The sequence below is a fragment of the Veillonella sp. 20925_1_51 genome (assembly GCF_041431445.1).
GTDB lineage: Bacteria > Bacillota > Negativicutes > Veillonellales > Veillonellaceae > Veillonella > Veillonella nakazawae.
This window is the reverse complement of the sequence record NZ_JAPVXT010000009.1, coordinates 1-13,111: the sequence shown is the minus strand read 5'-3', so window position 1 is coordinate 13,111 and position 13,111 is coordinate 1. Positions and strand designations below refer to the sequence as shown.

At 38.2% G+C, this 13,111-nt stretch carries 12 protein-coding genes; 10 read left to right on the top strand and 2 right to left on the bottom strand.

The features are described from left to right. Positions 1-25: 25 nt before the first annotated feature. The gene (locus tag O3607_RS08855; protein WP_371443715.1) at positions 26-2,461 is read right to left on the bottom strand and encodes a homocysteine S-methyltransferase family protein; all 2,436 of its coding nucleotides are present in this window, start codon (positions 2,459-2,461) and stop codon (positions 26-28) included. A gap of 49 nt (positions 2,462-2,510) precedes the next feature. Further along, the gene (locus O3607_RS08850; RefSeq protein WP_316119742.1) at positions 2,511-3,278 is read right to left on the bottom strand and encodes a methionine synthase; all 768 of its coding nucleotides are present in this window, start codon (positions 3,276-3,278) and stop codon (positions 2,511-2,513) included. A gap of 949 nt (positions 3,279-4,227) precedes the next feature. Between O3607_RS08850 and O3607_RS08845 the strand changes: the two genes are divergently transcribed. The 10 genes from O3607_RS08845 (at position 4,228) to O3607_RS08800 (ending at position 13,048) form a co-directional block, all read left to right on the top strand. Continuing rightward, positions 4,228-4,998 (top strand): ParA family protein, encoded by a 771-nt coding sequence (locus O3607_RS08845; RefSeq protein ID WP_060924859.1) that lies wholly within the window; start codon positions 4,228-4,230, stop codon positions 4,996-4,998. Positions 4,999-5,057: 59 nt separating this feature from the next. Then, positions 5,058-5,987, top strand: a complete 930-nt coding sequence (locus tag O3607_RS08840; RefSeq protein WP_371443714.1) for a ParB/RepB/Spo0J family partition protein — start codon at positions 5,058-5,060, stop codon at positions 5,985-5,987. Between the two features lie 348 nt (positions 5,988-6,335). Further along, positions 6,336-7,601 (top strand): [FeFe] hydrogenase H-cluster maturation GTPase HydF, encoded by a 1,266-nt coding sequence (gene hydF, locus O3607_RS08835; protein WP_371443713.1) that lies wholly within the window; start codon positions 6,336-6,338, stop codon positions 7,599-7,601. A 119-nt stretch (positions 7,602-7,720) separates the two neighbouring features. Next, a complete protein-coding gene (locus tag O3607_RS08830; protein ID WP_371443712.1) occupies positions 7,721-8,242 on the top strand; it encodes a DUF4446 family protein in 522 nt (173 codons plus the stop codon). A gap of 12 nt (positions 8,243-8,254) precedes the next feature. Next, positions 8,255-9,208, top strand: a complete 954-nt coding sequence (locus O3607_RS08825) for a peptidoglycan DD-metalloendopeptidase family protein (RefSeq protein WP_371443711.1) — start codon at positions 8,255-8,257, stop codon at positions 9,206-9,208. Between the two features lie 123 nt (positions 9,209-9,331). Next, positions 9,332-9,910 carry a cob(I)yrinic acid a,c-diamide adenosyltransferase gene (locus tag O3607_RS08820; RefSeq protein WP_060924854.1) on the top strand — a complete coding sequence of 193 codons (579 nt, stop codon included), beginning with the start codon at positions 9,332-9,334 and terminating at the stop codon, positions 9,908-9,910. A gap of 29 nt (positions 9,911-9,939) precedes the next feature. Beyond that, positions 9,940-11,079, top strand: a complete 1,140-nt coding sequence (locus tag O3607_RS08815) for a hypothetical protein (RefSeq protein ID WP_371443710.1) — start codon at positions 9,940-9,942, stop codon at positions 11,077-11,079. Between the two features lie 155 nt (positions 11,080-11,234). Continuing rightward, positions 11,235-11,612 carry a GerW family sporulation protein gene (locus tag O3607_RS08810; RefSeq protein ID WP_005384862.1) on the top strand — a complete coding sequence of 126 codons (378 nt, stop codon included), beginning with the start codon at positions 11,235-11,237 and terminating at the stop codon, positions 11,610-11,612. A 259-nt stretch (positions 11,613-11,871) separates the two neighbouring features. Next, on the top strand, positions 11,872-12,330 hold the full coding sequence (locus tag O3607_RS08805) for an OmpH family outer membrane protein (protein WP_119207078.1): 459 nt from the start codon (positions 11,872-11,874) through the stop codon (positions 12,328-12,330). A 196-nt stretch (positions 12,331-12,526) separates the two neighbouring features. Continuing rightward, positions 12,527-13,048 carry a nitroreductase family protein gene (locus O3607_RS08800; protein WP_371443709.1) on the top strand — a complete coding sequence of 174 codons (522 nt, stop codon included), beginning with the start codon at positions 12,527-12,529 and terminating at the stop codon, positions 13,046-13,048. Positions 13,049-13,111: the final 63 nt, after the last annotated feature.

Here is a 13,111-nt window from a genome sequence, read left to right as displayed (position 1 = left end):
TGTTTTGTGTCATGTAAATCAGAAATTATTTTTCTAATGTTTCAAAATAATCGTTTGCGTGGTTAACAGCAGCGATACCGTCTTTAGCATAGATGTCTGCGCCCGCTTGGTCTGCGTAGTCTTGAGATACTACGGCACCACCAACCATGACCTTAGTTTTAAGTCCTGCAGCGCGGATAGCAGCGATAGTATTGTCAATTTGAGGCATTGTTGTAGTCATCAAGGAACAGATACCAACGAGAGCGGCTTTGTTGTCCTTAATAGCTTGAACGATGACCTCTGGATCAACGTCTTTGCCAAGGTCAACGATTTTGTAACCATTGTTTTCGAGTAAAGCTGCTACGATATTTTTACCTAAATCGTGGATGTCGCCTTTAACAGTAGCTACAACAACTGTACCTTTATCTAAACTTTCACTAGCAGGAATAATTTCTTTAATCGTATTGAAAGCAGCTTGCATTGTTTCAGCAGCAAGCATTACTTGTGGTAAGAATAATTTACCAGAACCAAACTTGTCCCCTACTACGTTCATCGCTTCAGATAAGCCTTTTTTCGTAATATCCAATGGGTCCATGCCATCTGCTAAGGCTTTTTTAACAAGCTCGACGATGGCTTCCTTCTCCCCTTGTTCTACACAAGCGCGAATATTCGCCAATGGATCATTGCTATCGAAGGATTTTTTCTCTGGACCTTTCGGAGCGGAGTTACCAGGAGCGCTTGATTCGTCTTCGTAGCCGTATTCTTTAATGAACTGAGCAGAACCTGGGTCCCAACCTAATAATGTAGTGCTAGAAACAAACGCTTTTTTAGCTGGATAATTTAATGGGTTCATAATTGGTGTTGTTAAGCCACATGCCAGAGCCATTGTTAAGAATTGGCCGTTCAAGTAAGGACGTTGTGGCATACCGAAGGAAATATTGGATAATCCCATTACTGTTGGGAAGCCAAATTTCTCTTTATATAACTGTAATGTACGCAATGTTTGGCGTGCACTATCTTCACCACTAGCAAGTGTTAATACCAATGGGTCAAGTAATAAGTCGTGTGGTTGAAGCCCATAGCCATAGGCACGATTTACGATGCTTTCAGCTAAAGCAACGCGGTCCTCTGCTTTTTCAGGTAAGTCACCACTGCAGATTGGCAAGCAAAGTAAAGCTGCACCATAGCGTTTAGCCAATGGCATAACGTGAGTGATGGACTCCTCTTCCCCATTTACGGAGTTGATTAGTGCGCGGCCTGGGTAGTTTTTAAGAGCTACTTCCATAGCTGCTGGATCCAATGTGTCGATGGATAATGGAGTTTCAACGAGCATGGATAATTCAAAGATAGCACGTTCCATCAATGGAGTTTGGTCCATGCCTGCTATGCCCATGTTTACGTCGAGGATGTCGGCACCTGCTTCTACTTGGTCTAACGCATCGCGTTTTACGCGGATGAAAGAGCCATCACGTAACTCTTGAGCAAGAATTTTACGGCCTGTAGGATTGATACGTTCACCAATGATAAGTGGTTTTGTATTGTGACCTAATTCTAACAATCTAGTACGGCTTGTAATGATTGTTTTAGGTTCTACGTGAGCACGTTCTTTAGGTGTATGTGCTTTCACAGCATCAGAAATAGATTGGATATGAGCTGGTGTTGTACCACAGCAACCACCTACATAGGTTGCACCTGCATCTACGATTGGAAGCATTAATGGGCCCATTTCTTCTGCTGTAAGTGGGAATACAGTTTGTTTGTTAATTAATTGAGGCATGCCTGCATTCGGTTGACAGCTAATTGGCAAGTTTGTAACGCTAGCGATTTCCTCGATAAGAGGTGTAATTTGTTCAGGTCCAAGGGAACAGTTAATACCGATAATATCTGCACCCATTGCCTCTACGATAGTAGTTGCAACTGCTGGTGGTGTACCTGTAATAGTACGGCCGTCTTCACTGAAAGAAAATTGACAGATGATTTGTACATCTTCTTTTGTCTTTCCTGCTGCTTCACGTGCATCAAGTGATGCTAATAAAGCGGCACGCATTTCTTGTACGTCGATGATGGTTTCAATGATAATGAAATCAACACCGCCTTCGATCAATGCTTCAGCTTGTTCGCGGTATGTGTCATAAATAGAGTCAAAGCTCATGTTGCCCAATGGTTGTAAGAAACGACCTGTAGGACCCATAGAACCAGCTACACGAGCAGATGGTTTAACCTCTGCAATAGCCTCTTTTGCTACCTTTACAGCGGCAATATTAATTTCTCTTACGCGATCTTGTAAGTCGTAATCTTCTAATTTAAGACCACAAGCACCGAATGTATTTGTAGTGATAACATCACTGCCGTGTTGTAAGTATTGAGCGTGAATATTCTTTACTACTTCTGGTTTTTCTACGTTAAATAATTCTGGACAATAGCCCTCTTCTAAGCCTGCAGCTTGAAGCATTGTGCCCATAGCACCGTCAAATATATACATAAACATCTTCCTTTATCATCCTAAAATTTACAATGTTTCACGTGAAACATTATTCTGTTGGTTGGCCTTTCATAGTGATACCAGAGGCTTCATCTGTTGTTTTGTTACATCCCTTTTCGCCTTCGTTATTAGACGTTACAGTCGCTTTTTCTGGTAGTTTACGAGATGCACAATCCTTTTGGGAACAAGATGTGCAACCACGTTTTGTTTTGATGTCTTCGTTAGCTGGCATCAAACCAATGATAGCTGTTACAGACTTACGTGGGAACAATAAATAGTTCTCTGTTACTTGTAAGCCAATCATCTCTGTTTTGATGATTTTAGCTAGTTGTGGCTGAATTTCTAGTGGCCAGTTACCATAGCCAGGGCTAAAGCGCCATGTTGGTTTATAGCCTTGTTTTTTAGCGATGGTATTGATAACTTCATTTACTTGATCTGCTACTTGTTCTACTGCTGTTGTAGCCGCTGCATCAAGTAACAAACCAACAGTGTAGTTACCTTGTTTGAATAACTGTTCACTGCGGACTTCTACATCTTCGCCTACTGTCACGCCTAATACATAGACTTTTGTAGACTTTTCTAAGTGTTTTTCAATGATGGAACCTTCAATTTTAAGCGGTGGATTGCTCAAAATTGTCTTTGTTTCTGCATCATAATCGTATTCTTGATATACACCTTTAGGTGTAGCTAATAATTGAATTTCTTTACATGCTTCGTCCACATATTGTTGCGGAAAATCCTCTGCATGACGAAGTCCTGCGTATCGTTTTACTTCTGCTTTATCGATGGCAGGAAGCATTCCGTTATAAATTGGCATGGAAACGCCTCCTATTCAAAATAAAAAGCTCTGCGTATCCGTAGAGCGTGTACTTAATCTTTAGTATATTGTATATAGATCAGTTAAAACTTAAAATTTACTGATTTTACGCCTATAAATATAATTACTATCTAATTAATAGTATATAGATATCGATAATGCCTGTCAAAGCATATAGGGCCTGTATTCTCATATAATTTAATAGTGTATTGATATAACTTAAAGCTATATCAAATTGTATTTTAATCCTAAAAGTTATTAATGATAATGTTATAGAGACTTTGCGCTGTTATATTTACTTAATAATCTTACTACTTTATATTAGATTGTTTCACGTGAAACAATTTAATCGTTTTGTTTGTAAATTTTACTCAGTATATTAAATTTTGTTTTGGTGTTGATTTTTAATTATTAGTTGAAATGTTTAATTAAATTTTGCAATCAGTTGTTTTGCTAGCTTAGATATTTTATTGGCTTACTTAATTTAATAAGTTTAATTACATTTTTTAGTTGTTTTTAAAGCAAAATATGCGTGAAAAAATTTTGTGTAATTTTAATTAGTTGGGATATATTTATATACCAAGCTTAATTTTTTAACATAATTTTTTTGCTAGAATTATATACGGAGCAAGTTGTTAATTTTTGATTATACATAAATGTTTCACGTGAAACATTTATGTACATATTTAACTTAAAATCGTTTTAAAAAATTAAAAGTAAATTGTTTCACGTGAAATAATTAGGGTTTTTATTAAGAATTTTGAGAATACAGAATGAGGTTATATTATGTTATTTGCTAATATTTGATTATGTATATTATTAAATGATGTGTTTAATAGATAAAATTATAGATATTTTTCGAGAATTTGATTTGTAATTACCGTAATTATCGTTGTTTTATGTTATAATTAAAAAGAAATATTTTGAACGAACATGTGAGGTGAATTAAGTGGGCAAAGTTATAGCTATTACTAATCAAAAAGGCGGTGTTGGTAAAACAACAACATCCGTGAATTTGAGCGCTTGTTTGGCTGATGCTGGTAAGAAAGTATTGCTTGTTGATTTAGATCCACAAGGTAATGCTAGCTCTGGTTTAGGTATTGAAAAAGATGATTTAGAACTCTGTGTACACGATGTTCTAATCGATGGTGAACCTATTACTGATATTGTTCAGCCTACAATGCTTAAAAAGCTATTTGTAGCGCCTGCAACAATTCAATTAGCTGGTGCAGAAGTGGAACTCGTTTCCGTTGTTTCACGTGAAACAATGTTGAAAAAAGCATTGGCACCAGTACGTGACGAATACGATTTTATTATTATTGATTGCCCGCCATCCCTTGGTTTGCTAACATTAAACGCTTTTACAGCAGCAGATAGCGTTTTAATTCCAATTCAAAGTGAATTTTACGCACTAGAAGGGGTTAGTCAACTAGTAAAAACCATAACAATTGTACAACAAACATCTAATAAAGACCTTGAAATTGAAGGTGTCTTGTTAACTATGTTTGATGGTCGTACAAATTTATCTATTCAGGTTGCTGATGAAGTGAAAAAATTCTTTGGCAATAAAGTATATAAGACTATTATCCCTCGCAATGTACGTCTTAGCGAAGCTCCAAGCTATGGTGAACCAATTATTGTATATGATCCAAAATCTAAGGGTGCTGACGTGTATACTAAATTAGCTAAAGAAGTAATTAAAGCCTCAAAAGCTAAATAATTAAATAATAGAGTGTTACAAATTGATATAGTCACTATGTAAGGTGAGAGAGGTTAGTTATGCCTAGAGAAGTTAAAAGTAAGAAAAGCAAATCATCTGGCTTGGGGAAGGGCCTTGGAAACTTAATGAAGGTGGATACTGTAGAATCTGTACTACCTGAAAAGGAGATTCATGAACTACCAATTTCCGAATTAGTTCCCAATGCAGAGCAACCTCGTAAAAGCTTTGATGAGGATAGTTTAGCTACATTAGCTGAATCTATTAAAAATCTTGGTATTTTTCAACCGATTGTAGTACGAAAACAAAAGAATAAATACCAAATTGTAGCTGGTGAACGTCGTTACCGTGCGGCTATTATTGCGGGTTTAGAGACAGTACCAGTTATTGTAAAGAAATATAATACAGAAGAAATGACAGAGGTAGCCCTCGTTGAAAATCTACAACGTGAAGGCTTAGATCCTATTGAAGAAGCTATGGCATACCAAGGTTTAATGGATACTTATAAACAAACGCAAGAAATGATTTCTGCTCGTTTAGGTCGCAGTCGTTCTTATATTGCAAATATGGTTCGTTTGTTAAAGTTGTGCGATTCTGTACAAAAAGATCTTATTGAAGGTGACTTAACAGTAGGTCAAGCACGTCCATTATTGGCGTTGCGTAGTGCTGCACAACAAATTGAAGCTGCTGAACGTATTAAAGAGGGCGAATTAAGTGCACGTCAAGCAGAGGCTCTTGTAAAGTCTATGCAAAATAAAACTCCTAAAACAAAGGCTGCTAAGCCGCAAAGTACTGCAGAGGTACGTGCTCTTATGGACCGTTTAAAACTAAGCTTGGGATCTCCTGTAAACATTAAGCTCCGTGCTGGTAAGAAGGTTCAAGGTAAGATTGAAATTGCCTTCTCCTCTGAAACAGAATTAGAACGACTCATTGCTTATATGGATGGTCAAAACCATACAGATGATACTGAAACTGTAGAATTTAGAGTATAATTGCTCAGCAAAAGCACTAGTAATATATAATCTTGTACTCTTTATTACTACGTAATAACTATATATAGTGGATTTTTTATTAAATATCATAATCGGTATACTAAATTTGATATCGAATTATGTAAATTAAGTAATGACAAATTAATAACAATTCTGTATAATATAAATACAATTTACAATCCACGGTGAAAGCGTAGTCTACGGACTGCGCTTTTACTGTATTTAAGGGTTATAATTATATAAAGTGATATATTATATATAAGCGATATATTATATATAATAAGTTATATTATTAGAAACATTAGTTAGATATTTAATAATATATATGTTAAGTAACAAGGATAGACTATGGAACAAACACCTAAAGCAAACCGCGTGCATATCGGCTTCTTCGGCCGCTGTAATGCTGGTAAGTCTACATTGATCAATATGTTAACAGATCAGCCTGTATCCCTTGTATCTGAAGTAGCAGGGACAACGACAGACCCTGTGAGCAAATCTATGGAGATTTTACCACTAGGACCTGTGGTGATTACCGATACAGCTGGTATAGACGATACAACTGAATTAGGTACATTGCGGATGGAGAAAACAGAAGAGGTTGTGAAGAAAATTAACCTCGCTGTTTATGTACTTCGTACCGATGAAGAACCAACTGCTGATGATATGCATTGGTTAGGGCTATTAAAACAAAATAATGTGCCTATTGCATTATTTATAAATGAAATCAATGCAGAAATTGACAAAGAAAATGACAAAGAAAACAACATAAAAAATAAAACAGATGCATCTATTTATGTAGAAACTCATAAGGGATTATCTGAATTAGCTACTGTCATTGGTTCTGCTGATTTTACATCTAAGGTTAAACGTTTAGAGTTACTCGATCTTCTGGGCGGATTAACACCACTTGATGTAGAAGGTGATCAAACTCTATTACAAGGCCTAGTAGAAGAGGGAGATACTATAATTCTTGTATGTCCTATCGATAGTGCAGCGCCAAAGGGTCGCCTTATTTTGCCACAAGTACAAACTATTCGTGAAATATTGGATTATAAAGGTTTAGCGTTAGTGTGCCAAACAGAAGAGTTACCAGCTATGATTAATTCTCTTAAATATCCACCCAAGATGGTTATCTGTGACTCTCAAGCCTTTGATCGAGTTGATGAGTTAACACCTGATACAATTCCGTTGACATCATTCTCTATTTTGATGGCCCGATTTAAGGGTAAATTACAAGATTTAGTAGCTGGTGTAGAAGCGGTTAAGAATTTGAAAGCAGGCTCTAAGGTGCTTATTAGTGAAGGCTGTACACATCGCCGCCAATGTGATGATATTGGTACTGTAAAGATTCCTAATCTTCTTAAGAAGCAAGGTCATACAGATTTACAGCTAGAATTTACTAGTGGAGGCGCCTTCCCAAAAGACGTATCCCAGTATGATTTAATCATTCATTGTGGTGCTTGTATGCTCACACGCCGTGAGGTGTTACGACGTATTGAATGTGCCGTTGTACAAGGCACACCAATCGTAAATTACGGTGTACTCATAGCGGCTCTACATGGTATACTAGAACGAGCGATAAGCCCATTTATTGATGAAATAAAAGGGTAAGTATAATTAATCTATAATTACACATATTAAATTAAATTGTATGCAGTCATTTAACTTTCACAATAAGAATAGTATAATTAAGTGTTGGAGTTTGAATGATTGTATAGGAAGGAATATACATGTTCGAATCGATTCAATCGTGGATTGGCATGGCGACCATCGTCCTTGTAATAGCGTTGTTAGTGTATTGTGTAATCTTGCACATTCGCTTAGGGAGCCTTAAAAAGAAATATGATTTCTTTATGCAAGGGGACAATGGTGCGAGCCTAGAACGTAAATTATCTGTAGAGGTTAGCGAAATTCGCGATGCTGCAAAGGGTCTTGAGACTATGATGACCGAGCAAGCGGCAATCCGCAATATTCAAAGCAATACGATACAAAAAATTGGATTTATTAAATATAATGCCTTTGAAAATATCGGTAATGATTTGTCTTTTGCGCTTACATTACTGGATGGCAACAATAACGGTATTTGTATCTCCAGTATTTACGGTCGTAGCGAATCCCGTATTTTTAGTAAACCTATTGTGAAAGGTAAAAGTCTCGTAAGTCTTTCACAAGAAGAATTAGAGAGTTTGAACGAAGCGTTGGGCGAGCGCACCAATGAGGAAGCGTTAACGAGCGCCATCGTTTCTAAATAAGGAAGGTTTGTATTGAAAGTACCGGCATTTATTTCAAACAAAGTTGAAAGAAATGGTGACAACTGCATATTGACATTAACAACCAAGCAAGCGAAGGTTGCAGCTATTGTAAGCTCTATTATAATTATCGCCGCATTGGTTCTCGGCATTTGGGGCATCGTGCGCCAAGCTGAGGTTGTGCAATTACGTCAACAGACACAATTACAATCTGAACAGCTAAAATTGTTACAACAAAAGACAGATGTTTTAGATAAGAAAATTCAAAACTTAAATCAAATTAGCGAAGAAAACAAGCAAATGCTGAAGGGCGCTGAATCTGGCACACCATCTCAAGGTGGCGGGGACGGTAGCGACCCAAAGCAGCCAGCCGCTGATGAAAGCGAAGTAAAGACGCTAACAGCGGCACAATTATCAGCTCGTCTGTCCAAAATGGACAAGGACGCACAAAAATTGCTAGTTAGCTTCTATACAATGCGTAATATCCTTCGTGATGGTGGGGCGCAAGACCTTATGGCTATGCAATCCATTAACTTCTCTGCTGGCTCTGGTGGTGTTACGAATAACACTACACCAAGTATCTGGCCGAGCAAGGGCGTTATTACCTCTCCATTTGGTAGCCGTGTGGACCCTGTAACGGGCGCTATCGGTGCATTCCACGATGGGGTAGATATTGCGGATGATTATGGTACACCAATTGTGGCGACTGCTGCGGGCGTTGTAACCTTTGCAGGTTATACAGAAGGCGGTTATGGTAACCTCGTTGAAATCGACCATGGCAATGGCTTCGTAACCCGTTATGGCCATAATAGTGCTGTATTGGTAACTGTAGGTATGAGCGTAAAACAAGGTCAAACAATCGCCTTGATGGGCAGTACTGGTAAAAGTACAGGCGCTCACGTTCACTACGAGGTACGACTCAATGGATCTCCTACAGACCCTATGATCTTCTTACCAATTAGCAACTAAAATAAAACATAATTCATAGAAAAAGAACTTGTTATGCGTGCAAATGCACTAATAGCAAGTTCTTTTTCTTTATTTTTGCATATATATATTGTAAAATAAAAGTATATGAACGGAGGTATATCTATGAAGGCCTATGTACAAGTTTATACCGGCGAAGGCAAGGGCAAAACGACCGCTGCTATCGGTTTAGCAATCCGTGCCATCGGTGCTGGCAAGAAAGTCCTCTTTTTGCAATTTATGAAATCTAAAGTATATAGTGAACATACTATTTTACCTACCTTACAGAATTTAACCTTAGAAACCGTGGGTAAGCCATTCTTTATCATCAAAGAAGGGATGAAGAGCAAGGATGAACTCGCTAAATGGGGCGATGAAGTCGTTGTCTTTGAATCCGGTAATCCGCCGAAGGACTATGTAGCGCTCATTGAAAAAGGATACGAACGTGCACTGGCTGCTATCAGCAGTGGGGAGTACGATCTCGTTGTTCTTGATGAATACAACATGGCACTCTTCTTTGAACTCATTACATGGGATAAAACAAAGGCTTTGCTCGATGCTCGTCATCCAGAAACGGAACTCGTATTCACAGGCCGTGGGGCTCCTCAAGAATTAATCGACGAGGCAGACCTTGTAACGGAAATGAAAGAGGTTAAACATTACTACCTTCAAGGCGTAATGGCTCGAAAAGGTATTGAAAACTAATCATAGGTACACCTAAGGAGGTGATGTGGTTGAGTACAGTGGCTATTGTGGCCCTCGTTATTGTGGCCATCATTGCAGCACTCATCTTGATTATCCTACTGACACCAATCACATATAGCATCGAAATTAACGGACGCTCGCCATATCGTGGCGAGGTGCGCGTCAAATGGCTGTGGCGTGTATTTTCACTGCATCTAGCGTATTTGCAGGACAAACCATTTTTTAAGGAATTATACATTTTGGGCATGCTCAAGATTGGTCCTGTGAAAGACTATGAAGAATGGCTTGAAAATCGCGTTGACGAAGAATACCAAAAAGTTGTGGATGAAGACGATGATATGTCACAAGCAGAGGCCTTTGCTAAGGCGATGCAAGGGGGCGGACAAGGTCCTTCTGTAAGCTCTAGTGGCACTAGCTTTGAAGATTTGAAAAGCTCTCAACGTTCTGACACTACCTTTGGTGATGAAGAATCACCAGGGGCTGGTAGATCTGAAAATCCAAATGAACGCATTGAACGTCCTGAACAAGCTTCTAAGGATATGGATGCACAGGCTCGAGCTGATCGGTATGACTCAATTCAGCAAGATCCAACATCCCATATTAAAAGCGATGACGAAACAGTGAGCCGCGTTACTTTCAACAGTGACGGTTCCATCAAGGAAAAGGTATTTACGAAGGTGAAAGACCTCAAAACGACGGTTAAACATCGTTTTGAAAAACCAGATCCAAACGATCCGGTAGCATCATTTAAGTCTAAAATTCCTACATTCTGGTTCATGAAACATGTACAAAATACAGAATTATGGCACCAGCTATTCCTTGTTTCGAAGCGATGCTATGACCACTCTAAACCACGCGATGTGGCCATAGAAGGTCGATTTGGTATCGGTGACCCATATCGTATGGGGATTATCGCATCTATGCTGTACAGCATTTGGCCTGAACAAGCTGAGAACATCGAGCTCGATTATGTAAATTGGGCCGGTGAAGGTAGCGGACATATTAAAGGGCGCATCATTTTAGCTGTCATGGCTTGGCATGGTACAAGATTCTTGCTATCTAAACCAATGCGTTCCCTATTGGGTGAAAGCGCTCGCGTCTTCTGGGTTAAACGGAAGGAAGCTAAGCAGTTAGAAAAGCTGAAAGCCGAACAAGGTCAAACAGCGTAAGGATATATTAAGTCAACTAAGTAAATGAGCTGTATTAAGACAATATATAAGGTCTACAAATAATGTATATGTCATATAGAAGTAAATACATAGTATAAAAACCTAAGTATTGAACGTACAGCAATGATACTTTCACAAAAAGCGGAGGTACTGTGATGGAAAACAGTAATGTAAAAGAGAATTTGGAAGTCCTATTCGAGAAATTCAAAAATATGATTAAGGTGGAAACTGTAGTAGGCGAAGCTGTGCAAATCGGCGATACTACACTTGTTCCATTCGTAGACGTAACATTTGGTTTTGGTACTGGTACAAACCACAACACTGCTAACAAAAACCACGAATGTGGCGGCGGTGGTGGCGGTGCCAAAATGGAACCAAGCGCTATCCTCGTTATTAAAGGCGAACGCATTGAGTTGTTTAACATTAAAGGTAACCCTTACAGCAGCAGCTTCGATCGTCTTATCGGTTTGGTGCCTGACCTCGTGTCCAAATTGAAATCCGATAAATACATTTATTTAAACGATGAACAATAATTCGGTGTCGAATTATAAATAATAGGTGAAAGCCGTAATACCCACATGTGTGCTCTGAATATGTCCGTAGCGACTGCTATTATAGCTTCAGAGTATACTTGTGGGTATTATTTTAACTTCTATAGACTTTCATAAGCATTTCATAGGGCTTTATTATGCTATGTAACATAGTCTTGTGAAAGTTAGCGAGATTTGTTATAGTAAAAATAGTACACTATTGGATTGTATAGTGACACTTTTATTTCGAGGAGGATTTCAGATGAAATTATCTAAAAAATTAACTACCTTAGCTATCGTTGGTGCTATGTCTGCTACTGCTGCAGTAGCAAGTGCTGCTAACATTGGCTTAGTAAATATGAGCCAAGTAGTAAATAGCTACCCTGGCTATGGTGCATTAGATATGAAAATGCAACAAGTAGACGCTCAATACCGTCCACAAATTGAGAAAAAAGTACAAGAAATTGAAAAAATTCAAGATCAAACTCAAGCAGAAGCTGAATTCAATAAATCCGTAGCTCCATTGCTTCAAAAAGAAAACGATGAAATCAACAAAATTGCTCAACCTATGATGCAAGCAATTCACAATGCAGTTGAATCTATTCGCGTTGAGAAAAAAATGGATGTAGTATTGGATGATCCATACACAATCCGTGCGGCTGACGCTAACAGCAAAATCGAAAATATTACTAACGAAGTAATTAGCCGTCTTAAAAAATAATACCGGCTAAAAAAATAATATGAAATGGCCCCTTGTCTGCTTTCAGATAAGGGGCTTTTGGATTTAAAGGACTTTTATAGTAATATAGAGAAATATATTAACAGAAGTAGTCTGTATAGAGGCAAGATATTGTAAGCATTATATAGGTGTTTTCTTTAAAATAGGTAAGTTTATTTCAACTAAGGAGTGAGGTCTAATGAAAGATTTCAAAGCATTAGCCACAGAGCGGTATTCAGTACGAAAATTTGATACGAAGCCCGTTGAGCAAGAGAAATTAGATATCTTGTTAGAGGCAGCGAGATTAGCACCTACGGCTCATAATTATCAGCCACAACGCTTACTTGTGCTGAATACGACAGATAGTCTTAATAAACTAAAAGACTGCACTAATGGTCACTTCAATGCGCCGTTGGCAATTATTGTTTGTTATGATAATACAGTGAGTTGGAAACGGGAATACGATGATGCGGATATGGGCGTTGTAGACGCCAGTATTGTAGGTTCTCATCTTATGTTTACCGTGGCGGATATAGGCTTAGGAACAACGTGGATTGCTCATTTTGATCCAGTTAAAGTACGAGACGCCTATAATTTACCAAATAATATCATTCCTGTAGCGATATTCCCAATCGGTTATCCTCATCCAGGTTGTGTACCTGCTCCAGGCCATACAAAACGCTTTGATGTAAGTGACTTTACAATCTATAACTCCTTTTAATTTCTTCAAAATGTAAGCTCTATAAAATGTAAGCACTACAGAATTTAAGTAATACAAAAAAGG